This is a genomic window from Chromohalobacter canadensis (genome assembly GCF_029544075.1).
In the GTDB taxonomy this organism is placed as follows: Bacteria; Pseudomonadota; Gammaproteobacteria; order Pseudomonadales; family Halomonadaceae; genus Chromohalobacter; species Chromohalobacter canadensis_A.
Map to the genome: position 1 here is coordinate 49,948 of NZ_JAJQJH010000009.1, position 23,834 is coordinate 73,781.

The following is a 23,834-nucleotide window of genomic DNA, read 5'->3' on the forward strand; positions in this document are numbered from 1 at the left end:
GTGCATTCCTAGTCTAGAATTACTGAGCGGTAATTTATAGCGCTACGAGAGACTATTCGACCAATTAAGGAACCACTGATCAATTCGTCTCTGAGCGGCCGAAGGGCTCAGAGGGGCATAATCACCGCGTCAGCGATCAATTTCTGACCACCTGAGGTGGTCTGTTTTCCCTGGCAGCCGGTTACCCCGGCTGCTAGGCCAGACTCAAGGCGCACTGGCCCCGTTAACTCGGCCCTTGCATCGTGTCGACAGCACCAGGTTGGCCAGCCCGAACAGGCTCAAGAGTTGCGCCTGGTTCTTGGCCAGCCCCTTGTAGCGCACCTTCCGGTAGCCAAAGAGGTTCTTGATGACATGAAACGGATGCTCGACCTTGGCGCGGATACTGGCCTTGGTCTTCTCGATCGCCAACAGCAGCGCTTTCATCGGGCTGTCGTCCATCTTCTTGATGGCGCCACGCTTGGCGGCAACACAGCACCGCGAATCCGAGGCATCCTTCTCTTCGTCGAGGTGCTTCCCCATGCCGGTGTAGCCCGCGTCGCCGTATACCCGCTTATCATCGTCCCGGACCAGAGCGCCGGCCATGGTGACATCGGCGACGTTGGCCGAGGACGCGGCGACACTGTGAGTCAGTCCGGTGACGGCATCGACGCCGATATGGGCCTTCATCCCGAAGTACCACTGGTTGCCTTTCTTGGTCTGCTTCATCTCCGGATCGCGTTGCTTGGCCTTGTTCTTCGTGGAAGGGGCAGCCGCCACGATAGTGGCGTCGACGATCGTGCCCTCGCGCATGAACAGCCCTTTCTCGGCCAAGTGGGCGTTGATCTCCTCGAAGATCCGCTGAGTCAGGGCATGCTTCTCCAGCAGATGACGGAAGCGCAGCAGCGTAGTCGCGTCCGGCACGCTCTCGATGGCCAGATCGATACCCACGAAGTCACGCATCGCCTGGCTGTCGTAGATGGCATCCTCCAGCGCCTCGTCGGCGAGCGCATACCATTGTTGCAGGAAGTAGATCCGCAGCATGCGCTCTAGGCCGATGGGCGGACGGCCGCGTTTGCCTGCTGCGTTAGGGAAGTAAGACGGCGACAGCGCGTTGATGAGTCGTTGCCAAGGCACCAGCGCCTCCATCTGGGCCAGGAACCGCTCGCGACGTGTCATCTTCTTCTTGTTGTGGTGCTCTGCCTGGGCGAAAGAGATCTGCTTCATGGGATGGCTCTGTCAGACGCTGATGGGATGACCCGATTCTACCCCGCCGGTGGCGATCAAGCAGCTGCACCGGGATTTGTGCAGCGTTTCCTTAATGACCGATCGGTAATTATGAGTGGCTTGAAGCTTGTCAATCTCCCACGCGTCGGAAGGAGAATAACTCGGCCAGTGGATGCTCTCGGCCCTCAATCAGGGCGCGTAACAAGCCGGCGCCGATCATGCTGTAGCTGATGCCGTTGCCGCCGTAGGCCATGGCGAAGTGGACGCGGGGGCCGTATTGCGGGTGGGGGCCGAAGAAAGGCAGGCCATCATCGGTCTCGGCGAAGGTACCGCCCCAGGAAAACGTCGGGTTGAGCGAGAGCCGTGGGAAGAGCGTTTCCACCTGCTTAATCAAAGTTTCAGCCTTCTGGCCCACGCGTTGGTCGCGCTTGGCGGGGATGTCGATATCGTCGTCCTCGCCGCCGACCATTAGCCGGCCGTCGCCGGTAGTGCGCATGTAGAGATACGGGCGCGCGGATTCCCAGATCAGCGTCGAGGCGAGTTCGCCGAGCACATCCTGTGCAATGGGGTCGGTGATGAAGGCATAGCTGCTGCGGTTGATGGCGACCTTGTCATCGAGCCAGGACTGGGCCTCGTAGCCTGCGGCGACGATGAGGTGCCGGCAGTCGAGTGAGTGGCCGCTGGTAGTGGTGAGCGTGACGCCGTGCGCATGCGGCGTGACGGTGGCGACCTCGGTGCGGTCATACACCTGGCCGCCGGTGGTGAGCACCCGGTCGAGCAGCTTGTAGGCCATGCGGTAAGGGTCGAGCCGCGCCGCCTGGGGTGTCAGAATCGCGCCCGGCGCTTCGAACCCAAAACGCGACGCGATGGCTTCGGGCGTCAGCCAGTCGGCGTCAAAGTCGTGCTGACGACGCCTTTCCCATTCGCGGCGCAGGCTGTCGAGATCCCCTTCGTCGCTGGCGTAATACAGGCTGGCTTGCCTGGCGAAATCGACGTCGCCCACGGCTTCGGCCAACTTCTGGAGAGCGTCGATGGCCTGCGCGCAGGCGCGATAGGTCGAGACGGCATCGGCTTCGCCGTAGAGCGCGGCGAGGTCGGTCATGTGAGTATCGAGCTCGTACTGAATCAACGCGGTGCTCGCCGCGGAACTGCCCCAGCCCACATCGCGGCGTTCCAGTACGATGACATCATACCCGTGCTGGGCCAGCTCGTCGGCGATCAGGGCCCCGGTAATGCCACCGCCGATGACCACCACCTCGCAGTTCACATCCCGGTCGAGTTTGGGAAACGCCTGCATCAGGCCGTTCTTGACCGCCCAATAGGGGTAGCCGCTTTTAAGGTCCATGGAAGCTCCGGGAGGCGGGAAAAGACAGTCTCCCTAGGATAGACGATCCGGCTTTCGCTTATAGCGCCGCAGCCATCTTGGCCACTTCAACCACATCAAGGCTCAACGCCAAGTCTTGTCTTTCTAGACTTTCTATCGGAAACCATCGTGCATCCAGGGCATCATCGCCGGCCACGGGCTCGCCAGAGATCCACTGACACAATACAGCGATAAGAACAAAGTGCTGCTGAATATGGCCAGTGTCATCATGATCGAATACATCTACGGCGGTAAAGGTTTTTACAACGTTTGCTTGTACGCCCGTCTCTTCGTGAAGCTCACGTAATGCTGCGCTTTCAATCGTTTCGCCAAAATCTATTTTTCCTCCCGGAAAGCCCCAGTGATTGGCGTCCGGTGGGTTCCTGCGTCTAACTAATAAGACATTACCATCCCGAATAACGGCTGCTATTGTTGCCGGTATAGGGTGATTAAAAGGTGACGTTTCTGGTTGGGATAAGCTCTTTTCCATTGGTCGGACCTCGGGTAAAAGGAGAAGAGTGGTTAATTTTTTTTGTCCACCTTTCCTGGAAATTAGTCAAAGTATCGTGCTCCATGATATGCGCTAGCGTCAATGAACCAGTTTTCATGACAGAAGTTAAAGGTCTTGGCGTGCCCGCAATTGCTGCTCTACGATATCGACGAACGCACGTGTTCGTGTCGAAATACTTTGCCTATTCGGATGGATAGCGACGATTTCCAGTGGTGCCGGTTTGAGGTCGAGTCCTAATTCGATGAGTTCACCTGCCTCGATACTGTCCTTGCAAAATTCATAGGGAATGATCGCGAACCCGATTCCGGCACGGGCGCCAGCGATGAGCATCAAGCTACTGTCAACGCGATAGCGAGTCGGTACATCCAGCGCGATGGTTCGATCTTCAGCGTCAAGGAAATGCCAGGGATTCGCCTGTAGTGCCGTCAAGGTCGAAATGCAGGGTAACTGGCTGAGTTCCTGCACCGACGCGGGCCGGCCATGCTCGGCAATGACCGAAGGGGCTGCGACCACGGCGCTGCGCATGCTGACCAGTGGGCGAACCACCATACCGCTATCGGACAGCTTGCCACGGTGGTAGCAGATCGAGACATCCACATCCCTTCTGACGGGGTCGAGCGGTGCCATGCTGGTGATACAGTCGATGGCGATGTCCGGGTGGTCGGCCACGAAAGTGGCGATACTTTCATCGAGCCATTTGACGCCGAATTCGGAAGGAATAGCGACGGTAATCCTACCGCTTAGGCTGCCATGTTGACCCTTCATCTCATGCTCGACTTCCTCCAAATCGCCAATGATGCTTTCTGATAGATGATATAAACGTTGGCCCTCGGCGGTAAGGCGCAAATGTCGTGTATTTCTCATTACTAACTGATGAGACAGTTGATTTTCCAATTGATCGAGGTGGCGTGCCACCGTTGACTTGGGAATGTCCAATGCCTTTGAGGCTGCCAGGATCGAACCTTGCTTGGCGATGGCGACAAAGACTTTTAAGTAATCGAGATTCATAGGCTCAAATCCGGGAAAGTGTTTCCAATCTTACTGCGTTGCCAGCATCGAGGCGCAATATTAGGGTTTTCGAGGAGTAGGCGGCCGGCCTCTTGTATAGCTTAATCGATCTTATCTTTTGAAAGAGGCGCGATATTATGAGCGACGTTGTCAGCAACATTGTCGATGCGGACCCCATTGAAACACGTGAATGGCTGGATGCTCTGTCATCGTTGACTCATTGTGAAGGTCAGGATCGAACACGTTTCATGATTCACCGTTTACTCGAGGCGGCCGGTGAAAACGGGGTGTCATTCGAGGGTGGGTTCGCGACGCACCACCGTAACACTATCGCTCCCCAAGAAGAGCCAGATTATCCCGGCGACCTGGTGCTGGAGCGCAAGATTCGCTCGGCGGTGCGCTGGAACAGCGTGGCCATGGTGGTGCGTGCCAATGCCAAAGATAAGAGCCTCGGCGGTCATCTGGCCAGTTATATGTCGAGTTGTACGCTCTATGAAGTCGGCTTCAACCACTTCTTTCGCGCCGCGTCGGATGACTTCGCCGGCGATCTGGTCTATTTCCAAGGCCACATCACCCCAGGTATCTATGCACGTTCTTTCCTCGAGGGGCGTCTGACCGAAGACCAGTTGGATCGCTTTCGCCAGGAAGTCGGGGGCGGAGGATTATCGTCTTATCCACATCCTTACCTGATGCCGGATTATTGGCAGTTCTCGACGGTATCGATGGGCCTCGGGCCGATCCAGGCAATCTATCAGGCGCGCCTGATGAAATACATGGATAACCGTGGGCTCCAACCTCTCCAGAATCGCAAGGTCTGGGCGTTTCTCGGCGATGGCGAATGCGACGAGCCGGAAACGTTGGGTGCACTCAACGTGGCGAGCCGGGAGCGGCTGGATAATCTGATCTTCGTCATCAACTGCAATCTGCAGCGTCTCGACGGGCCGGTGCGTGGTAACGGTAGCGTGATGAGCGAACTGGAGCGGACTTTCCGAGGTGCGGGTTGGAATGTGTTCAAGGTGGTCTGGGGGAGTACCTGGGATCGCTTGCTGAATGAAGATCATAGTGGTCTTTTGCAACGGCGCATGGACGAAGCCGTCGATGGCGAATATCAGAACTTCAAGGCACAAGGTGGGGCCTACACACGTGAGCATTTCTTCGGCAAGTACAATGAGCTGGCGGAGCAGGTCGCTTCTCTATCGGACGAGGAAATCCAGAGCCTCATTCGCGGTGGACACGATCCGGTGAAGGTTCATGCCGCTTATCGTGCTGCCATGGACGCTGACAATGGCCGACCCACGGTGGTTTTGGCGCATACCGTGAAGGGCTATGGCATGGGCAGCGAGCACGGTGAAGCTGATATGGAAGCCCATAACATCAAGACCATGACGCCAGAGGGCTTGAGGCAGCTTCGCGATCGTTTTCAGGTGCCGATTACCGACGAGCAATTGCAGGACGGTGGCATGCCGTACTATCGGCCGGCGTCGGATTCTCTCGAGATGCGTTATCTGCAAGGGTCTCGCGAGCGTCTATATGGCTTTCAGCCCGCGCGGCGGACTGATCACGAGACGCTGCCGATTCCCGAGCTCGAAGACAAGCCATTCGCTGCTCAATTGAAGGGCACTGGGGAACGCGAGGTCTCGACCACGATGGCCTTCGTGCGTGTGCTGAGTGGCTTGACCAAGTACAAGCCGCTACGCGAACGAGTCGTGCCGATCGTTCCGGACGAGGCGCGGACCTTCGGTATGGAGGGCATGTTCCGCCAGCTTGGCATTTATGCGCCGGAAGGCCAGAAATATGAGCCAGTCGATGCCGGGCAGATCATGTTCTATCGCGAGGACCAAGCTGGGCAGATCCTCGAGGAAGGCATCACGGAATCCGGTGCCATGTCGTCGTGGATCGCGGCGGCGACGTCGCATGCGAACCACGGCACGATGTTGATTCCCTTCTACTTTTTTTATGCGATGTTCGGCTTCCAGCGCATCGGCGATCTCGCCTGGGCCGCTGGCGACATGATGTGTCGGGGTTTCATGGTGGGCGGCACGGCGGGGCGGACCACGATCAACGGTGAGGGGCTGCAGCATCAGGATGGCCATAGTCACTTGTTCGCTTCTGTCATTCCCAACTGCCGTACTTACGACCCGACCTATGCATATGAAGTTGCGGCCATCGTGCGCCATGGCCTGCAGGAGATGTACGAGCGAGGGAAGGACATCTTCTTCTACCTGACAGTGATGAACGAGAACTACCCGCACACGGCCATGCCCGACGACTGTGAAGAGGGCATCGTGCGCGGCATGTACCTGTTGCATCCGGGAGAGAGTGACGACGGCAAGCCCCGGGTTCAGCTACTGGGGAGCGGGACGATTCTCCGCGAGGTCGAGGCGGCGGCCGAGATACTGCGCGAAGCACATGGCGTGACCGCAGACGTCTGGAGTGTGACCAGCTTCAACGAGTTGCGTCGCGAGGCGCTCGACTATGATCGCCGGCGCTTCCTTGCTCCGGGTGAGCACCAGGAAGCCCCTTGGGTGAAGCGCCAGTTGGCCGATCGACAAGGCCCCGTGATCGCGGCCACCGATTCCATTCGTCTGTATGCCGATCAGATTCGTGCCTGGGTACCGAGTGACTTTCATGTGCTGGGCACCGATGGTTTCGGACGTTCCGACACACGCGAGGCGCTGCGCCGTTTCTTCGAGGTAGACCGCTATCACGTAGTGACGATGACGCTTTGGGCCTTGTCCGAACGTGGCGAGATAGCGCCGCATGTGGTTTCCGATGCCATGACGCGTTACGGCATCGATCCTGCCGCACCTAACCCGCTCGATCACTGAAGCGCACCCGAGTATGAGCTCACATGACATGAAAGCGGATTAAAGGACAAGGAGCGCTACAGTGCGTAAGGAAATGATACGGGTGCCCGACATCGGCGGCAGCGAGAACGTGCCGATCATCGAATTGGCGATTAGCGCAGGCGACGAGATCGACGCGGAAGATACGTTGATCACGCTGGAATCCGACAAGGCCTCCATGGACGTGCCCAGCCCCTACAAGGGCAAGATGGTCGAAGTTTCGGTCAAGGAAGGAGATAGCGTCTCCGAAGGAGACCTAATCGGTACCATGGAAGTTGCCGATGCAGGGGACGATGCGGAAGACGCCGACGAGACGCTAGCGGAAGGCGAGTCTGAGAGTGTCGCGCTGCCTGCGGAAGCCAAGAAGTCAGCCAAGAAAGCTAATGCCGGTCAGAAAGACGCCAGTCAGCAAACGACCAGCGCTACCAAGTCGGAGCCGTCTGCCAAGGAGCCAGCGGGCGAGCCGGGCCCCGAGGCACGCCACAAGCACGGCGACGACAAAACGGTGGGAGCTCATGTCCATGCCGGTCCGGCGGTGCGCATGCTGGCGCGCGAGCTGGGCGTCGACCTGGCCCAAGTCACACCCACTGGGCCCAAGAATCGTGTGCTGAAGGAAGATGTGCAAGGCTACGTCAAGAACGCCCTGCAGCAGCGTTCCAGCGGGGCCGGAAGCTCGGCCGCGCCGAGTGGCGGTGCGGGTATCCCGGCGGTGCCGGACATCGACTTCAGCCAGTTCGGCGAGGTCGAGGAAAAGCCCATGGGCCGCCTGATGAAGGCGGGCGCGGCCAACCTGCATCGCAGCTGGCTCAACGTGCCGCACGTCACCCAGTTCGACGAAGCGGACATCACCGAGCTCGAAGCCTTCCGCAAGTCGATGAAGGACGAGGCCGCCAAGCAGGACGCCAAGCTCACGCCGCTGCCGTTCATGATCAAGGCCTGTGCCTACGCCTTGCAGAAGTTCCCGCAGTTCAACGTCAGCCTGAAGAGCGACGGCGAAACGCTGGTGCAGAAGCACTACGTGCACATCGGCATCGCCGTGGATACGCCGGACGGCCTGATGGTGCCGGTAATCCGTAACGCCGACCAGAAATCGCTGATCGAGCTGGCCAAGGAATCGGTCGAGCTGGCCGGCAAGGCGCAGTCGAAGAAGCTCAAGCGCGAGGAGATGAGCGGTGGCTGCTTCACCATCTCCAGTTTGGGTTCCATCGGCGGCACCGCCTTCACGCCCATCGTCAACGCCCCGGAAGTCGCCATCCTCGGCGTTTCCAAGGCGCAGACGAAACCGGTGTGGGACGGCTCGGAGTTCGCCCCAAGGCTGATGATGCCGCTGTCGTTGTCCTACGACCACCGAGCGGTCAACGGCGCCGACGCGGCTCGCTTCACGGCCTTTTTGGCCCGGGCTTTGAGCGATATAAGAACGCTTTTGCTGTGATTTCGTCTCTTGTTTCTCAGGACTAGCTCATCCCAGACAGTTGTTGAACAAACAACCTCCCGTTGGCTAGTGTGTCTAGCGTGCTTGACGGGGTGCCGGGCGACCGGCTGAGAGATGCAAGTCCGTGAGTCGGGCTAGCGCATTAACCCGTTGAACCTGATCCGGCGAATGCCTGCGCGTGCAGGCGGGTACTGGCGTAGGGAATCAAGCGGGCCTGTGACAACACATCTGCCTGTCCCCTGTGGCCTGCCTCCGGATCCTACTTGCCAACGACCGGAGACGATCATGGCCTACAGTTTCGACGATCTCAAAAACGCGTGCGCGGCCGACTGGCAGGCGTATCTCCAGCACGATTTCGTGCGCCGTCTAGGCACCGGTACGCTCGAGCCGGGTGCTTTTCGCTATTATCTCCAGCAGGACTATCTGTTTCTTCAGCATTTCGCGCGGGCGTATGCGCTGGCGATCTATAAAAGCCGCAATATGGCGGATCTGCGCCAAGCCTTCGACGGTCTCAAGGCCATCGTCGATACCGAGCTGACGCTGCATGTCGACTACTGCCGGCAATGGGGCATCAGTGACCATGACTTGGCTCGATTACCAGAAGACCGTGCCACCATGGCTTACACGCGCTATGTGCTCGATGCCGGCAATCGGGGTGATTTACTCGATATGCACGTGGCGCTTGCCCCGTGTCTGGTGGGCTACGGTGAAATCGCCAATGTACTCAATAGCGAGCCCACGACGGTACGTGCCGATAATCCTTACGATGCCTGGATCGCGATGTACGAAAGCGATGAATTTCAGAGCGCCATGCGCAGCGAAATCGAATGGCTGGACAAACGGCTGGCCGGCGTGACTGAGCAGCGCTTTGAAGAACTGGTGGGTGTTTTTCGAGATGCGACCCGTCTAGAGATCGACTTTTGGCAAATGGGGCTCGACTGGCGATCTCGTAGTCACTAATTAGATCAACCCGTATTACGGCTCGTGTTGGCGATAGGTCTCTTGCGGTTGAAGATATAAGCGCTGTCGGCGCTGTCGGCGCTGTTGGATCAGCATGATAGCCCCGATCAGGGCGGCGATGACGCCGGCACTGGCGCCGACGCTCATCGCCCAGCGTGGCCCAGCGTGGTCGGCGAGCCAGCCGACGATGGGGGCGCCAAGCGGCGTGCCACCCATGGTGATCGCCATGCGCAACGCCATTACTCGGCCACGCATCATCGGTTCCGTCGAGAGCTGAATCAGTGCGTTGGACGCGGTCATGAAGGTCAGCGCGGCCAAGCCCGTCAGCATCAGGGCGGAGGCGAAGAGGTATGCGTTGGGGGCAAGAGCTGCCAGGCCGCAGCAGACACCGAATCCCAGAGTAGAGAAGCACAGTAGCCGCATGTGTGGGCGCTCGCGCTTGGCTGCCAATAGCGCACCCGTGACCGAGCCGACGGCTAAGGATGAGGTTAGGAACCCGTACTGGCCAGCTTCGCCATGAAAGGCGCGTACCGACATGGTGGAAATATAGACCGCGAAGTTGAAGCCGAAGGTGCCGATCATGAAGAGCATCAGCAAAATGGCTTTCAACTCGGGGCGCTGCCAGACATAACGGAAACCTTCCGTCAGTCCGCCAGTGTTATGCCTTGGCCGGGCGACGGGGAGCAGTTCATCTAGCCGCAGTAAACATAGCGACCCGAGCACGGCGGCGAAAGACGCTGCGTTGATCATGAAGACCCAACCGCTGCCGAAGGCAGCGATCAACAACCCGGCAACGGCAGGGCCGATCATCCGTGCAGCGTTGAAGGAGGTCGAGTTGAGGGCCACTGCGTTGGAGAGATACTTTTCGCCGACCAGATCGTTGACGAAGGTCTGTCGTGCGGGGGCATCGAAGGCCGTGACGCAGCCGAGCCCCAAAGCGAAGAGGTAAACCTGCCAAAGTGTCACCACGCCGGTGAGGGTGACCAGTCCCAGCCCTACTGCCAATAGCCCCAGCAATGCCTGAGTGAGAAGGATTAGCCGGCGGCGGTCGAAATGATCGGCGGCGTAGCCGGTCAGCGGAAGCAGCAGCAACTGTGGGCCGAACTGTAAGGCGATGGTGATGCCCACGGCGCTGGCATCGTGGTCGGTGAGCACGGTTAGTACCAACCAGTCCTGAGCGATGCGCTGCATCCAAGTGCCGATATTGGAAACCAGGGCGCCGATGGCCCACACGCGGTAATTGTAAAAACGTAGCGAGCGAAAAAGGCGGGTATCACTCATGCCGTGCATAGCAGTTGACGGGAGAAGAAGGTCGTACGGTTTGAGTTGCTGTGCATAAGCGTTTTGGACTGGTTGAAGGATCGGAGTGGCAGCGTTAATCCGCTAACGACCGTTGTACCACGGCCTGGCCTCACGCATGATTCAGACCATGGTGGCAACGCCCCGATTCGATATTTCTGAGACGAGAGGACATCATGCCGCAATATGCCGTAGTGGCCTACGATTACACTGATGCCGAGGCGTTGGATCGCCGCCTGGCCAACCGCGAGGCGCATTTGGCGGGCGTGCGCGCGCTTGCCCAAGAGGGATGTTTCCTGAGTGGTGGGGCAATCCTGGATGACAACGGCAAGATGGTTGGCTCTAGCGCGCACTTCCAGTTCGCCGACCGCCAGGCGTTGGAAGCATGGCTTGAGATAGAACCCTACATGACCGGTCGCGTATGGGAGCGAGTCGATATTCGCGAAGTGAAACTGTTTGACCCGAGCAACTGAGCGAAACCATGTCCGATAGTCCGTTACCGTTTGTGGTCGCCGTGCGCGAAACGCTTGGATTGGCGCCGCGAGAGAAGCTACCAATGACCTACCAGGACGTCGCCGACGCGCTCGGCTTGCAGCCACCGCGTACTATCCAGCGTGTCGCCCAAGCACTGGAGGCGTCGATGCGCGAGGATGCCGCCCAGGACCGCCCCTTTATCGCCGCGCTGGTGGTCAGCCGCCGTGCCCCGCACATGCCGGCACGTGGCTTCTTCGAGTTAGCCGTCGAACTGGAGCGGTTTCCCGCCGATACCGCCCTGCATGCCCAGGCGTGGCGGGACGAGTACCAGCGAGCCCTGGCGCAGCGTGAATAAGCGCTTGCTTGTTGTGGCTTATAGCAGGATCTACGTTTAGAGGGCTAAACACGTTTTGCCGTACAAGGATGTCTTATACACCACATGGAGGTGAGCATGGTTCGCAAGGTCGCGATTCACGCACAGTCCCAGACACTGCCGGGCAGCGAAGCCGAGATGGACCCGCCGGCGGAAATGATCCGTCCCGGCTACCGGGGAGCGGCGAAGCTGGAAGGCAAGATCGCCTTGATCACCGGTGGCGACAGCGGCATCGGCCGCTCGGTGGCGATCCACTTCGCTCGCGAGGGCGCCGATGTGGCGGTGGTCTATCTGAGCGAGCGCGAGGATGCCGCCGAGACGCAGCGCCTGGTGGAGGCCGAAGGGCGCCGTTGTCATCTGATCGAGGGCGACCTGGCGGAGGCCGAGTTCTGCCGTCGCTGCATCGACGAGACGGTGCAGGTCTACGGAGGGCTCAACATCCTGGTCAACAACGCCGGCACCCAGTGGGTGTGCCAGGACCTGACCGAGCTTTCCGACGAGCAGTGGCGCTCGGTGTTCGAGACCAACATGCACAGCCAGTTCTATCTCGCCAAGGCGGCGTTGCCGCACCTGGGCGAGGACGACGCCATCATCAACAACGCCTCGGTGAATGCCTATATCGGGCCGGACTTCCTGGTCGACTATTCGGCCACCAAGGGGGCGATCGTCAGCTTCACGCGGAGTCTCTCGAACCAGGTGGTGGGGCGCGGCATTCGTGTCAACGCCGTGGCGCCCGGGCCGGTGTGGACGCCGTTGCAGCCGGCGACGCTGGGCGCCCACGACCCGCAATGGCTGGAAGGCTTCGGCGAGGAGACGCCGATGGGACGCGCCGGACAGCCCAGCGAGCTGGGACCGGTATTCGTCTTCCTGGCGAGTCTCGATGCTTCCTTCATCAGCGGCCAGACGATTCATCCCAATGGTGGTACCGTCGTCAATGGCTAATGACAGCCAACGTTTTGGTCACGCGAGGCGCGCAAGGCATGGCAGATGATAGGCACTCACCGGCACGGCGCTGGCTGGACGCCGACACGCATCACCACTGGCTGACCCGGGAAGGGCTGGGGCTGCTCGAGTTCCACCGACAGGCCCGCCTGTCGAGCGGCGGGTTCGCGCCGCTGGACGGCGATGGGAGGATTTCCGAAGGGGCGAGCGCGGATACCATGATCACCGGTCGCATGGCGCACAGCTATGGCTTGGCGGCGATGCAGGGCGTGCCCGGCGCGGCCGCGCTGGCCGAGCATGCCATACGTGCCTTGAGCGGCCTGCTGCGCGACGAACGAGACGGCGGCTGGCTGGCGGGGGATCCCGCCGTGATGGAGGATCGTACCAAGCAGTGCTACCTGCATCATTTCGTCGCCCTGGGAGCCGCGACGGCAACCCAGGCGGGCATTCCCGGCGCGCCGCGGCTGCTCGATGAGGTGGTCGAGGTCATCGAGACGCGCTTCTGGTCGGAGGACGAGCAGGCCTTCGTAGAGCGTTATGCACAAGGATGGCACGAGCTGGCGGACTACCGTGGCGGCAACAGCAACATGCATGGCGTGGAGCTGTGCCTGGCGTTGGCCGACGTGCGCGACGAGCCGCATTGGCTGGATCGTGCACTGGCCATCGCCGAGCGCCTGATCCATCGCCATGCCGCGCCTCGCGATTACCGCATTCTCGAGCATTTCCATGGCGACTGGGCCGAGTGGCCGGAATACAACGCCGAGCAGCCGCATCACGACTTCTATCCGTATGGCGCCACGCCTGGACACGGCTTCGAATGGTCGCGCCTGATGCTGCATCTGGAGGCGGCGCTCGAGGCGCGCGGACGGGAGGCGCCCGCCTGGCTGTTCGCGGACGCCGCTGCGCTGTTCGAGGCCAGCCTGCGCGATGGTTGGGCGCCCGATGGCGCGCCGGGGCTGGTGTATACCGTGGACTGGCAAGGCCAGCCGAGCTCTCGCCGTCGTCGCCACTGGACCCATGCCGAGGCACTGGCCGCCGCCGGTGCCTTCCTGCAACGCACGGGCGAGGCGCACTACGAGCGCTGGTACCGCCACTTGTGGGACTTCATCGACACCACCTTCATCGACCGGCAACGCGGTGGCTGGCAGCAGGAACTGGATCATTTCCTCGCCATCGACCCGGAGCAGGGTGACGTCAAACCCGACCTCTATCACGCTTATCAAGCCACCTTGCTGCCGCGTCTACCGCTGGCGCCGGCACTGGCCGTGGCGGTGGCTATGCAAGATAGCTGAGCGGCAGGTACGGGTAAGCGATGCCAATACCGCCGGCAATGGCGAGCAAGACCATGCCGGCCCACAGATAATAGGTGCGTCGACGCTGTGCCTTGGCGTCGGTGCGTTGCTGTTGATGTAACTGGCCAAGCTCGGTGTGTAGCAACGCTATTTCTTTATCACGTTGTGTCGTATGTTCTTCAATTTGTCGCGAGAGTGCCTCGTGAGTTTTGGTGATGTCGGTATCGAGCTGTGCTTGCAACTCTTGCCGAGCTTGCGAGAGGGCCTCGGACAGAGATGACTGACGTGATAGGAAATCGGCCTTTTGTGCCTCTACCTCCCGTCGTAGCGTGGCGATGTCGGCGCGTGTTGCTTCCTCGAGCGTTGTCTTGACGTGCTCCAGACGTGACACCAATGCCTCTTGCTGCTGTGCCTGTTGGCTTTCGGCATGCTGCTGCTTTTCAAGTTGGTGTCGTTCGGATACGGCGAGACGTTCTTGTAACTCGTCGTGTACTCGACCAATTTCCGCCTGGGCGCTTTCTTGTTGAGCGGCCAAGGCGACATCGATCTCTTGGACGCGCGCCGCGAATTCTTCCAGCAGACGGTCCTTGGTCGTCGTGACCTCTTCGGCGATGTCGATCAGCTGCTGTCCATGCTCAGCAGTGAGACCTTGCACATTGAGGAGGTTGGTGACGTATTGGCGTAGTTCGGTTGCCTGCCGCGAAATACTGGCCTGGTGTTCTTCCAGTTTGTGCGTGTGGGCGGCGAGTGACTCGGCCTTTTCTTTCAAATCGCCCTGCTGTTGGCCCAGTTGATTTTGTTGTGCCACGAGTTGTTGCGACTGCATGGTGCTGATCATCATCAGCTGGGCCAATGTCTTGGAGAATTCCGCCTGCTGCTCGTGGGCATCGAGCTGCGCGTCTTTTAGTTCTTTGCCATTGAAGAGACGTCCCAGGAAACCGCGTTGCTCATGTTTGTCGCGGATATCCTTGAAATCATCCAGACGCTTGAAGGTCTCGTGGAACTTCTCATAGATGTCATTGATATCAATATGCTGTAGCAGTTCTTTCGGCGGTTGTGTCTTGGCGAGCTGGGCAATGACGTTGGACATCTCATGTTTCCTTATGAGATCGATTGAGAAGGCGGGAGAGCTTGGCATTGACTTCTTGTTGAGTACGCGTGGCGCTGTCGAGGCGAGTTCGCGTCTGGTCGTGCGTAGAGCGCGTGTGTGCAGCGGCCAAGTTGGTATTAGCCATTGCGTTGTCGGCATCGCTTAACTGATGTTTGGTGGCTTCGTTGATGCCTAATGACGTCTTGTAGCTCGCGGACAGTTGGAATTGCACGTCGATATGCTCGGCCGTGCTTTGGATGAGCGACTGATAACCTTCCAAGGCTTCGATTTGACCATTCAGGTAGGCGGTGCCTTTGTCGAGCATCCAGTCAATGAGCGAGTCGATGGCATACATCAGCAGTGCCGTCGCCAACCCGGTCAATAGGCCGGTGATGACGGGGGAGATGAAACCCGCGATTGGCGCCAACGGCGGAATGCCTAGCAAGAAAGCGTTAAGAGACTCTTCCCACACCATGCCAGCACCTAGTGTGAAAAGTCCGGCAATGCTTTTGGTAATGGCACGCAGCTTTTCCTCACGGCTCATCCCTTCGGGTGGCCAGAGCATCATCTTTAATGCATCCCATAACTGATGAAGGCCTTCGCGGATGATCGTGACCACCTTGGCGGAGGTGGTAATGAGGTTGTTGATGAGGAAGGTGAGAAGGTTACTGATAAAGCCCTGAATCCCTCCCTTGAAGAACTCGTCAAGCGCAGCTTTGAACTTGCTTTGCATGCGCTGGGCCACACGCTTGATCGCGGCGGTCAAGCGATCGAGCAGGGCGTCTGGGTTCTGCCGATCATTAATCACTATTTTGATTTCGGAAAAAACACCGTTGATCAGCTCGTGAAGCAACAGTCCCATGGCGCGACGCAGCCCCATTTTTCCAAACTCACGGGCACCGGTCTTGCCGAGCTCCTTGGCATGGTAGGTGGCCCGCCCTTTTGTGTCGGGTAAGTGTTCGTCGATGGCGGTGCGTGCACCATCAATGAGGGGGCGTGTGCGTGCCTCATCGTAGCCATGCTGACTGGAAAGCGCCTCGTCGGCAGGCGCATCACTTTTCTTGCGATTGTTTTCGAGCGTGGTGTAATTCAGGTTTTTATCATCTGAGGCGAGCGCTTGGCGGCGCTCTTCATCGAGCATCCAGCCACCTTCTTTATGCGCCTGCTTGAGCGGAACGGTGTGATCGAGTTCCGCATTCATGGCCTGCTTGCCGCCAGACGTGGTGCGTTTAGTAGGTGCCTTTTCCCCTGTATAGGCATCCGTGAAGGTGTCGGAATTCATATCACCGTTTTTAACGGCGTCGCGCTTCTTGTTTCTCTTGGCGCTCTGGTAGTCGTAGTCGTCGCGGTTATATTTTTCCGATGTCTTGGCGTAAACATCCTGACTGGCGTTGTGCTGTGTAGTGACATTGCCACCTTCGACATCATCGAACATGGCCGGTGTTAGCCCAAATGGCCCAATCAGTTGCCTTAGCGCTTCATCGCGGCAGTGATCCAGCAATTCTTGCGTGCGCTGTTCTTTCAAGGCGCTGCGCCGCTGTGTGGGCGTTGGTCCGGTGTTAATGGCCGAGAAGTCGTGCTCGGAGATGGACTGGGAAGACGACGTGGGTGGCAGGGAAATGCCGGCGTCGAGGGTAGGGGACGACTCGTCCTGGGGCGCGGCCATGGCAATGCCTTGTGTCAGTTCTCGGGACGCGGGCACATTGGCCGCAAAAAGCGTAATTTACCCTGAGTTCTAGCACTTTGTCATGATTTGTTAAGGGAGGATCGAGCTGTGTTATCGGCCCGCTTGAACCACCCACCTCGCGTCCCAATGATTATCAGACTACCTTTTCAGGCGACTGGATACGTCCCGCCGCTTGGTGAGGCGTGATCCGACGCACCAATCAGGAGGCTTCATGAGCCAAGAGACCGAATATACCCCACCCCGTGTGTGGACCTGGAAGAGCGAAAGCGGCGGCAAGTTCGCGAGCATCAACCGCCCGATCGCGGGGCCGACCCATGAGAAAGCACTCCCGGTGGGCGAGCATCCGTTCCAACTGTACTCGCTGGCCACGCCGAATGGCGTCAAGGCGGGGATCATGTTCGAGGAGTTGCTGGCGCTGGGCCATCAGGGCGCCGAGTACGACGCATGGTTGATCAACATCGGTGAAGGCGATCAGTTCGGCAGTGGTTTCGTCGAGGCCAACCCGAACTCGAAGATTCCGGCGCTGATGGACCACAGCACCGACACGCCGACACGGGTTTTCGAGTCGGGCTCAATTCTTCTGTATCTCGCCGAGAAGTTCGGGGAGCTTCTGCCCAAGGAGCATGTGGCGCGCACCGAAGCGCTCAACTGGCTATTCTGGCAGATGGGTAGCGCGCCGTTCCTCGGTGGCGGCTTCGGGCATTTCTACAGCTATGCGCCGGTCAAGCTCGAGTACGCCATCGACCGCTATACCATGGAGACCAAACGTCAGCTCGATGTGTTGAACCGGCATCTGGCGGAAAATCGGTATCTGGCCGGCGACGCATACAGCATCGCCGACATCGCCACTTGGGCGTGGTATGGGCAGTTGGTGCTGGGGCGTCTTTACGATGCCGCTGAATTCCTGCAAGTGCAGGAGTACACCCATGTTAGGCGTTGGGCCGAGGAAATCGACGCGCGCCCGGCGGTGCTGCGTGGAAGGATGGTCAATCGCACCTTCGGTGAGCCGGAGATGCAGCTGCACGAGCGTCACGATGCCAGCGACTTTGAGACCAAAACGCAGGATAAACTCGAGTCATAATGCCTACGCCGTCAACGAGCGCTACTTCTCCAGCAGTTCCGCGACCGAGTTGAGCACTTCGCGGGGGCGGAAGGGGTAGCGCTCGATTTCGTCCCGCGTGGCGATGCCGGTCATTACCAAAACCGTGTGCAGGCCGGCTTCGATGCCGGCGATGACGTCGGTATCCATGCGGTCGCCAATCATGCCGGTGCGCTCGGAATGCGTGCCGAGCTTGTTCATGGCCGAGCGAAACATCATCGGGTTGGGCTTGCCGACGTAATAAGGTTCGCGCTTGGTGGCGGCGGTGATTAAAGCCGCGACCGCCCCGGTGGCGGGCAAGGGGCCCTCGGGGCTGGGGCCGGTGACATCGGGGTTGGTGGCGATGAAGCGTGCGCCGCCGTTGATCAAGCGGATCGCGCGGGTGATCGCTTCGAACGAATAGCTGCGCGTCTCACCGAGCACCACGAAGTCTGGCGCGACATCGGTCATCACGAACCCGGCTTCGTGAATCGCCGTGGTCAGGCCGGCTTCGCCTATTACGAAGGCCGAGCCGCCGGGCGTCTGATCGCGCAGAAAGGCGGCGGTCGCCAGGGCGGATGTCCACAGTCGGTCTTCAGGGACATCAATACCCAGGCGCGTCAGCCGGGCGCTGAGGTCGCGCGGCGTGTAGATGGAGTTATTGGTGAGCACGAGAAAAGGCGTGCCATTGGCGCGCCATTGGTCGATCAACTCGACCGCGCCGGGCAGGGCCCGGTCCTCGCCGATCAGTACGCCGTCCATGTCTGTTAACCAGCAGTCGATCGCGCGTTCGCTCATCGCCTTGTTGTCCTGTTGCTGAATCGATGCGACCAGCATAATGGTAATGTAGCGCTGCCGCAGCCTCCGTGTCGGGCATTTTGTCTAACAGGAGGCGAAACACGGTGTCGGCCAAACACATGTTGTCGGCCAAACAAGAAGGAGAGGGAGCGGTGAAAGCATTGTGGCAGGCCTATACGAAGAGCTCATTGATCCTGAGGGTTACGATTGCGCTGGTACTCGGCGTCGTCGTGGGTTTGGTCGGCGGCCAGGATGTCGCGGATTGGCTGGCGCCATTCGGTGATTTGCTACTGCGGCTGCTGAAGTTTTTGATCGTGCCCATCGTGCTGTTCACGCTGATGGTGGGCATCAACCAAGCCAGCGCAGGCAGCATGGGCCGCGTCGGGCGCAAGGTGTTCGTCTACTATATCGGTACCTCGGCGCTGGCGATCGCCGTGGGGTTGACGGTGGCCTCGCTGTTTTCCCCGGGGACCGGGATGACGTTGGATAGCAGCGCCGAGGTCTCGGTGCCGGAGAATCCCGGTATTGCCCAGGTACTGCTTGGTGTGGTGCCGGATAACATCATTGGGGCGTTCGCCGAGTTGAACCTGCTGGGTATCATCTTTACGGCTATCGTCTTCGGCATCGCCCTATTGAAGCTGCGGACGTCCGAGTCGCATGGGGTGCTAGCCGAGCAACTTTACCGTGTGGTCGAGGCGCTCAATGAGGTCACGCTCAAGGTAATGTCGGGCGTGCTGCATTACGTGCCGGTCGGCGTGTTCGCCATCGTTGCCGGCACCGTGGCCGAGCAGGGGCTGGAGACACTGTTATCGCTGGGCGACATGGTGCTGGTGCTGTATATCGCTCTGGGCGTGCATCTGCTGCTCTATTGCGTCTTGATGGGAGCCTTTGGTGTCAAGCTGCGGGGCTTTTTCCGCGAGGCGCGCACGCCAATGGCCACTGCCTTCGCGACCCAGAGTAGTTCCGGGACGTTGCCACTGACGTTGGACGCCGCACGGCGTATGGGGCTATCACGAAGCACCTATGGCTTCAGCTTGCCGCTGGGGGCGACTATCAACATGGATGGCGCGGCTATTCGTATCGCGATTTCTGCGGTATTCGCGGCCAATGTGATCGGCGCGCCGCTGGATTTCACCAGCATGTTGGAGATCGTGCTGATCGGCACGCTGGTGTCCATCGGTACCGCGGGCGTACCTGGCGCCGGCATCATCATGATCGCCACGGTGTTCTCGCAGGTTGGTCTGCCCATCGAGACGGTAGCCTTGCTGACCGCCATCGACGCCTTGGTGGGCATGGGTTGCACGGCGCTCAACGTCACCGGGGATATGGTCGGTGCTTCGATCATTGCCCGCAGTGAAGAAGACGGACAACGCGACGCATGCGTCGATGCGCCGCGCTCGTGAAAGCACGCGGTGGCGGCATTTCCCGCTATGCTGGGCACCTGAATGCACCCTACGCGCCTGACCGAATGGTACGCGCCGGCGCACCCTGTCACGGGAGATGTCATGCAGTGTGAAGCACAACCCGACGCGTCGGTACGGCACGCCGAGTCCGAGACACGCGACCTGGTGGTCGTCGGCGGTGGCGCCAGCGGCTTGACGGCCGCACGCGCGGCGGCCAGGCGTGGGCTAAACGTCACCTTGCTGGAACGCTCGCCACAGGTCGGCGGTAATCTGCGTACCCGCCGCGACGGCGGCTGGCAGATCGAGCTCGGCCCCAACACCCTGATGATGAAACCGCCGCTGCATGTGTTGCTCGATGAGCTCGGCCTGCTCGACGAGGCGCAGCCCGCAAATCCGACTGCGCGGCGGCGTTACATTGCCTATCGAGGTGCACCGGTGGCGCTGCCGTCGCATTGGCTCAAGGCGCCGATCAATTCGCTGATCGGTCCGCGAGGCATGGGCGCGTTGTTGCGCGAACCGTTTCAACGGCGTGCACCGCAGGCCGAGGAAAGTCTGGCCGATTTCATCACTCGGCGCTTGGGGCGTCGCACGCTCGATCATCTGGTCGATCCTTTCGTTTCCGGTGTTTACGCCGGTGATCCCGAGCGGCTCTCGGCGCAGGCGGCGATGCCCCGACTGGTGGCGCTGGAACGCGAGTATGGCTCGTTGGTTCGCGGGGGGTTGGTGCGGCTGCGTCAAGCGCGCCGCGCGGCACCTGCCTTGCCGCGCGAGTGGCGTGGCCAATTGGTAAGCTTTCCCTCTGGTCTGCAACGCCTCGCCGAGCGTTTGGCCGAGGACATCACCGCTCAGTCCAGCGCGTCGATTCACTGCGAGTGCGAGGTTAGCGCCGTGTATCGCGAGGGTGAACACTGGCGTGTGGAGACGGCATCGGGGCAGGGTTTTCGTGCACGGGAACTGGTGCTGGCGGTTCCAGCGCCCACGGCTGCTGCGCTACTGGCACCGCTCGACCCAGACGTGGCCGCGCCGCTGGAGGCGATCGTTTATCCGCCGGTCAACGCCGTGTCGGTGGGCTTTTGTCGTGCCGATATCGCCCATCCGCTGGATGGTTTCGGCATGCTGATTCCCGGCGTCGAGCATCGCCAGACTCTGGGCGCACTATTTTCCTCGACGCTGTTTCCCGGGCGCGCACCTTCCCAGCATGTGTTGCTGACCGCGTTTCTCGGTGGCCGTCGCCAGCCTGAGGCTGCCGCCAGAGATGACGACGCCCAGGTGGCACAGGTCGTCGCTGATCTCCGTGACCTGCTGGGCATTAGCGGTGAGCCGGTGTGGCAGAGTGTAAGCCGCTGGCCGCAGGCGATTCCGCAGTACGAGCTGGGGCATCTCGAGCGTATCGCTGCCCTCGAGACGGCGCTCGAGCGTCATCCGGGCCTCTCGCTCATTGGCAACTGGCGCGATGGTATAGCGGTGGGAGATTGCTTGGAGAACGGACGGCGCCTCGGCGAGCGGATCGCCGAGACGCTGGGTAGGGTTTAACCGCTGGTATTTACAGCTGGACCAGCATCTTGCCGGTGTTGCCGCCTTCGAAGAGTTTGAGGAAGGCGTCGGGTGTGCGTTCAAGGCCTTCCTCGACGGTTTCCCGATAGTCGATCTCGCCACGCGCTACGAGCGGGCCGATCTCTTGCAGGAACTCGGGGTAATGCTCCCAGTTTCCGGCGTCGAGGATGATGAAGCCTTCCATCCGTGCGCGGCGGATCAGCAACTGAGACAGATTGCTGGGGCCGGGCGTGGGCGTCTCTGCGTTATAGCTATCGATCAAGCCACATACCGCGATGCGCGCTCCGACGCGAATGTTATCGAGCGCGGCCTCGAGGCAGTCGCCGCCGACATTTTCATAGTACACATCGAACCCTTCGGGGCTCGCCGCCTTGAGGTCGGCGCTGAGCTGTTGCGCGTCTTTTCCGCGATAGCTGACCGCGCTCACGCCGAGCGATTCCAGCCATTCGAGCTTTTCCGGGGCACCGGCGATCCCCACAACATGGCAGCCTTTGGCCTTGGCCAATTGCACGGCCAGGGAGCCGACGGCGCCGCTCGCCGCGCTGACCAACACGCGCTCGCCTTCCTTGAGCTGGGCAATGCGGTTGAGCCCGGTCCAGGCGGTCATGCCCGGCATGCCGAGCACGCCGAGAAAGGCTTGCGGTGGCACATCGAGATCGGGCAATGCCTGTAAGCTATCGCCGGGAAGCTGGGCGATATCGCGCCAGCCGCCCATGTGGACGACGCGGTCTCCGGGGGTGAAGCGTTCGTCACGTGATTCGAGCACCTCGCCGATGGCGCCGCCTTCGAGGGGCTCGCCCAGCGTGAAGGGCGGGACATAGGTCGTCACGCCGTCCATACGCCCGCGCATGTAGGGATCGACCGAGAGCCAGTGGTTCTGCACGCGGACCTCGCCTGCTGCCAGCTCAGGTAACGCCCGGGACTCCAGCGCGAAAAAATCTCGAGATGGTAGGCCTTGGGGATGGGAATGAATGGTGAAATAGCGCGATTCCATGATGTCTCCGCTGTGATGACCAGTATGTGTCATGCCGCCCACTCGGATGGGCTTGCCTGTATTCATTAGATGGGCATGATGGCGGCCGGACGCAAGGGGCGTTTCATGGCGACGCTCTGATAAGCTGATTTTGACACGACGTTGGTCTAGCGTGAGATCGGCATGCGAGGGCGCGCACGAGGGTATCGACACCCTTCGTGCAGAGTCGATATCCATTAGGACATGAGGATGTCGTCACTCGGTTATTGGTGAGAGGGACTCGCCCCGTCTAGCGTGAATAATGAAGCGTCGCATGGGGTGGCGCTTAGGTGCGCTATCGAGAGGCCGAGGATGACACGATTTCAGACGATTCCGCGCTTGGCGTTGGGCATGGGAATGACATGCCTGGCATTGAGTGCGGCACAGGCAGACGAGATGACCACACAGACTCCTTCCGTCGAAAAGAACAGCTTCGGCCAACTTCCCGATGGCCGCGAGGTCGAGGCGTATCACCTACGCAACGGCCAAGGCATTGACATGCAGGTGATTACCTACGGCGGCATCATTACCTCGCTGCGCACCCCGGACGCGCAGGGTAATGTCGACGACATCGTGCTGGGGTTCGATTCCCTGGAAGACTACCGTTCCGAAGCATATCGTAAATCCAATCCCTATTTCGGGGCCCTGATCGGGCGTTATGGCAACCGTATCGCCGAGGGGCGCTTCACGCTCGATGGCACGACCTACGAGCTGGCGACCAATGACGGCCCCAATCATCTCCACGGAGGCGATAAAGGCTTCGACAAGCGGCTCTGGCAGGCACATTCCTTCGAGAACGACACCGGCGTCGGTGTCGAACTGCGCTATACCAGCGAAGATGGCGAGGAAGGTTATCCCGGGACGCTCGAGACCCGCGTGCGGTATACGCTAACCACTGACAACAAAATGATCATCGACTATCACGCCACCACCGATAAGGCGACGCCGGTCAACTTGACCCAGCACAGTTACTTCAACCTCGAGGGTGAAGGCAGTGGGCCGATTACCGATCACCGGTTGATGCTCAATGCCGATGCTTTTACACCGATTGGAGAGGCGTTGATCCCGACCGGTGAGATTCGCGACGTGGAGGGCACGCCGTTCGATTTCCGCGAGGCCACGGCGATCGGCGCACGTATCGGCGACGACAATACCCAGCTCGAATACGGCCAAGGCTACGATCATAATTTCGTTTTAGTGCGTGATGAAGCGGCTGCAGGAGAACTGGTAACGGCTGCCCGCGTCGTAGCGCCGGACAGTGGCCGTGTGCTGGAGGTCGCCACTACTGAGCCTGGGATTCAATTCTACTCGGGGAATTTTCTCGATGGCACGCTGACCGGCAAGGGGGGCGAAGCCTACGAAAAGCGTGGCGGTTTCGCACTGGAAACTCAGCACTTTCCGGATTCTCCCAACCAGGCTGATTTCCCGTCGACGATCCTCAAGCCCGGCGACACGTATGAGTCGCGCACGGTATGGCGCTTTGCCACGCAGGGCGACGGCAGCTGAACG

19 protein-coding genes and 1 pseudogene are annotated in these 23,834 nt (G+C 60.0%); 11 read left to right on the plus strand and 9 right to left on the minus strand.

Annotated elements, in window-relative coordinates; genetic code table 11:
- Positions 1 to 204: 204 nt before the first annotated feature.
- The 4 genes from LUN51_RS11890 to LUN51_RS11905 all read right to left on the minus strand — a co-directional run bounded on the left by LUN51_RS11890 (position 205) and on the right by LUN51_RS11905 (position 4,085).
- A complete protein-coding gene (locus LUN51_RS11890) occupies positions 205 to 1,203 on the minus strand; it encodes an IS5 family transposase (protein ID WP_087720298.1) in 999 nt (332 codons plus the stop codon).
- 130 nt (positions 1,204 to 1,333) lie between these two features.
- On the minus strand, positions 1,334 to 2,548 hold the full coding sequence (locus LUN51_RS11895) for an NAD(P)/FAD-dependent oxidoreductase (protein WP_277811435.1): 1,215 nt from the start codon (positions 2,546 to 2,548) through the stop codon (positions 1,334 to 1,336).
- A 58-nt stretch (positions 2,549 to 2,606) separates the two neighbouring features.
- Positions 2,607 to 3,056 (minus strand): NUDIX hydrolase, encoded by a 450-nt coding sequence (locus LUN51_RS11900; RefSeq protein ID WP_277811436.1) that lies wholly within the window; start codon positions 3,054 to 3,056, stop codon positions 2,607 to 2,609.
- Between the two features lie 126 nt (positions 3,057 to 3,182).
- Positions 3,183 to 4,085 carry a LysR family transcriptional regulator gene (locus LUN51_RS11905; RefSeq protein WP_277811437.1) on the minus strand — a complete coding sequence of 301 codons (903 nt, stop codon included), beginning with the start codon at positions 4,083 to 4,085 and terminating at the stop codon, positions 3,183 to 3,185.
- Between the two features lie 137 nt (positions 4,086 to 4,222).
- Here LUN51_RS11905 and aceE point away from each other — a divergent pair, with 137 nt between their 5' ends.
- The 3 genes and pseudogenes from aceE to tenA all read left to right on the plus strand — a co-directional run bounded on the left by aceE (position 4,223) and on the right by tenA (position 9,323).
- Complete coding sequence (aceE, locus tag LUN51_RS11910; protein ID WP_277811438.1) at positions 4,223 to 6,913, plus strand: pyruvate dehydrogenase (acetyl-transferring), homodimeric type; 2,691 nt, start codon at positions 4,223 to 4,225, stop codon at positions 6,911 to 6,913.
- A gap of 64 nt (positions 6,914 to 6,977) precedes the next feature.
- Positions 6,978 to 8,363 (plus strand): annotated as a pseudogene (gene aceF / locus LUN51_RS11915) (dihydrolipoyllysine-residue acetyltransferase); the annotation flags it as partial.
- Positions 8,364 to 8,648: 285 nt separating this feature from the next.
- Complete coding sequence (gene tenA, locus LUN51_RS11920) at positions 8,649 to 9,323, plus strand: thiaminase II (protein ID WP_277811439.1); 675 nt, start codon at positions 8,649 to 8,651, stop codon at positions 9,321 to 9,323.
- A gap of 15 nt (positions 9,324 to 9,338) precedes the next feature.
- Here the strand turns inward: tenA and LUN51_RS11925 are convergent, their stop codons facing one another.
- Complete coding sequence (locus tag LUN51_RS11925; protein ID WP_277811440.1) at positions 9,339 to 10,604, minus strand: MFS transporter; 1,266 nt, start codon at positions 10,602 to 10,604, stop codon at positions 9,339 to 9,341.
- 194 nt (positions 10,605 to 10,798) lie between these two features.
- Here LUN51_RS11925 and LUN51_RS11930 point away from each other — a divergent pair, with 194 nt between their 5' ends.
- The 4 genes from LUN51_RS11930 (at position 10,799) to LUN51_RS11945 (ending at position 13,703) form a co-directional block, all read left to right on the plus strand.
- Entirely contained in the window at positions 10,799 to 11,095 is a 297-nt protein-coding gene (locus tag LUN51_RS11930) for a YciI family protein (RefSeq protein ID WP_277811441.1), read from the plus strand.
- 8 nt (positions 11,096 to 11,103) lie between these two features.
- Positions 11,104 to 11,451 (plus strand): hypothetical protein, encoded by a 348-nt coding sequence (locus LUN51_RS11935; protein WP_277811442.1) that lies wholly within the window; start codon positions 11,104 to 11,106, stop codon positions 11,449 to 11,451.
- A 96-nt stretch (positions 11,452 to 11,547) separates the two neighbouring features.
- Positions 11,548 to 12,411: an SDR family oxidoreductase gene (locus LUN51_RS11940; protein WP_035414787.1), complete on the plus strand. Its 864-nt coding sequence runs from the start codon at positions 11,548 to 11,550 to the stop codon at positions 12,409 to 12,411.
- A 38-nt stretch (positions 12,412 to 12,449) separates the two neighbouring features.
- Positions 12,450 to 13,703, plus strand: coding sequence for an AGE family epimerase/isomerase (locus LUN51_RS11945; RefSeq protein WP_277811443.1), 1,254 nt, complete (start codon positions 12,450 to 12,452; stop codon positions 13,701 to 13,703).
- Here LUN51_RS11945 and LUN51_RS11950 read toward each other — a convergent pair.
- Both LUN51_RS11950 and LUN51_RS11955 read right to left on the minus strand, forming a co-directional pair.
- Positions 13,687 to 14,793, minus strand: a complete 1,107-nt coding sequence (locus tag LUN51_RS11950) for a hypothetical protein (protein WP_277811444.1) — start codon at positions 14,791 to 14,793, stop codon at positions 13,687 to 13,689. The two genes, LUN51_RS11945 and LUN51_RS11950, sit on opposite strands and share 17 nt — an antisense overlap.
- A 1-nt stretch (position 14,794) precedes the next feature.
- Complete coding sequence (locus LUN51_RS11955) at positions 14,795 to 16,459, minus strand: hypothetical protein (RefSeq protein ID WP_277811445.1); 1,665 nt, start codon at positions 16,457 to 16,459, stop codon at positions 14,795 to 14,797.
- A gap of 232 nt (positions 16,460 to 16,691) precedes the next feature.
- On the opposite strand from LUN51_RS11955, the gene yghU reads away from it, so the two are divergent.
- Entirely contained in the window at positions 16,692 to 17,561 is an 870-nt protein-coding gene (yghU, locus tag LUN51_RS11960) for a glutathione-dependent disulfide-bond oxidoreductase (RefSeq protein ID WP_277811446.1), read from the plus strand.
- A 21-nt stretch (positions 17,562 to 17,582) separates the two neighbouring features.
- On the opposite strand, the gene LUN51_RS11965 is transcribed toward yghU, so the two are convergent.
- Positions 17,583 to 18,356: an HAD-IIA family hydrolase gene (locus LUN51_RS11965; RefSeq protein ID WP_277811447.1), complete on the minus strand. Its 774-nt coding sequence runs from the start codon at positions 18,354 to 18,356 to the stop codon at positions 17,583 to 17,585.
- A gap of 119 nt (positions 18,357 to 18,475) precedes the next feature.
- On the opposite strand from LUN51_RS11965, the gene LUN51_RS11970 reads away from it, so the two are divergent.
- Positions 18,476 to 19,759 (plus strand): dicarboxylate/amino acid:cation symporter, encoded by a 1,284-nt coding sequence (locus LUN51_RS11970; RefSeq protein WP_431355577.1) that lies wholly within the window; start codon positions 18,476 to 18,478, stop codon positions 19,757 to 19,759.
- Between the two features lie 102 nt (positions 19,760 to 19,861).
- A complete protein-coding gene (gene hemG / locus LUN51_RS11975; protein ID WP_277811449.1) occupies positions 19,862 to 21,292 on the plus strand; it encodes a protoporphyrinogen oxidase in 1,431 nt (476 codons plus the stop codon).
- Between the two features lie 10 nt (positions 21,293 to 21,302).
- Here the strand turns inward: hemG and LUN51_RS11980 are convergent, their stop codons facing one another.
- Entirely contained in the window at positions 21,303 to 22,307 is a 1,005-nt protein-coding gene (locus LUN51_RS11980; RefSeq protein ID WP_277811450.1) for an NADP-dependent oxidoreductase, read from the minus strand.
- Between the two features lie 330 nt (positions 22,308 to 22,637).
- Between LUN51_RS11980 and LUN51_RS11985 the strand changes: the two genes are divergently transcribed.
- Positions 22,638 to 23,831 (plus strand): aldose epimerase family protein, encoded by a 1,194-nt coding sequence (locus tag LUN51_RS11985; protein ID WP_277811451.1) that lies wholly within the window; start codon positions 22,638 to 22,640, stop codon positions 23,829 to 23,831.
- The last annotated feature ends 3 nt before the right edge of the window (positions 23,832 to 23,834 follow it).

Coding starts and splice junctions, on each gene's coding strand:
- LUN51_RS11980 (WP_277811450.1), bottom strand. CDS start 22,307: ATGGAATCGCGCTATTTCACCATTCATTCCCATCCCCAAGGCCTACCA.
- LUN51_RS11945 (WP_277811443.1), top strand. CDS start 12,450: ATGGCAGATGATAGGCACTCACCGGCACGGCGCTGGCTGGACGCCGAC.
- LUN51_RS11895 (WP_277811435.1), bottom strand. CDS start 2,548: ATGGACCTTAAAAGCGGCTACCCCTATTGGGCGGTCAAGAACGGCCTG.
- LUN51_RS11900 (WP_277811436.1), bottom strand. CDS start 3,056: ATGGAAAAGAGCTTATCCCAACCAGAAACGTCACCTTTTAATCACCCT.
- LUN51_RS11890 (WP_087720298.1), bottom strand. CDS start 1,203: ATGAAGCAGATCTCTTTCGCCCAGGCAGAGCACCACAACAAGAAGAAG.
- LUN51_RS11940 (WP_035414787.1), top strand. CDS start 11,548: ATGGTTCGCAAGGTCGCGATTCACGCACAGTCCCAGACACTGCCGGGC.
- hemG (WP_277811449.1), top strand. CDS start 19,862: ATGCAGTGTGAAGCACAACCCGACGCGTCGGTACGGCACGCCGAGTCC.
- LUN51_RS11985 (WP_277811451.1), top strand. CDS start 22,638: ATGACACGATTTCAGACGATTCCGCGCTTGGCGTTGGGCATGGGAATG.
- yghU (WP_277811446.1), top strand. CDS start 16,692: ATGAGCCAAGAGACCGAATATACCCCACCCCGTGTGTGGACCTGGAAG.
- LUN51_RS11935 (WP_277811442.1), top strand. CDS start 11,104: ATGTCCGATAGTCCGTTACCGTTTGTGGTCGCCGTGCGCGAAACGCTT.
- LUN51_RS11950 (WP_277811444.1), bottom strand. CDS start 14,793: ATGTCCAACGTCATTGCCCAGCTCGCCAAGACACAACCGCCGAAAGAA.
- LUN51_RS11925 (WP_277811440.1), bottom strand. CDS start 10,604: ATGAGTGATACCCGCCTTTTTCGCTCGCTACGTTTTTACAATTACCGC.
- LUN51_RS11930 (WP_277811441.1), top strand. CDS start 10,799: ATGCCGCAATATGCCGTAGTGGCCTACGATTACACTGATGCCGAGGCG.
- tenA (WP_277811439.1), top strand. CDS start 8,649: ATGGCCTACAGTTTCGACGATCTCAAAAACGCGTGCGCGGCCGACTGG.
- LUN51_RS11970 (WP_431355577.1), top strand. CDS start 18,476: ATGTTGTCGGCCAAACAAGAAGGAGAGGGAGCGGTGAAAGCATTGTGG.
- aceE (WP_277811438.1), top strand. CDS start 4,223: ATGAGCGACGTTGTCAGCAACATTGTCGATGCGGACCCCATTGAAACA.
- LUN51_RS11955 (WP_277811445.1), bottom strand. CDS start 16,459: ATGGCCGCGCCCCAGGACGAGTCGTCCCCTACCCTCGACGCCGGCATT.
- LUN51_RS11905 (WP_277811437.1), bottom strand. CDS start 4,085: ATGAATCTCGATTACTTAAAAGTCTTTGTCGCCATCGCCAAGCAAGGT.
- LUN51_RS11965 (WP_277811447.1), bottom strand. CDS start 18,356: ATGAGCGAACGCGCGATCGACTGCTGGTTAACAGACATGGACGGCGTA.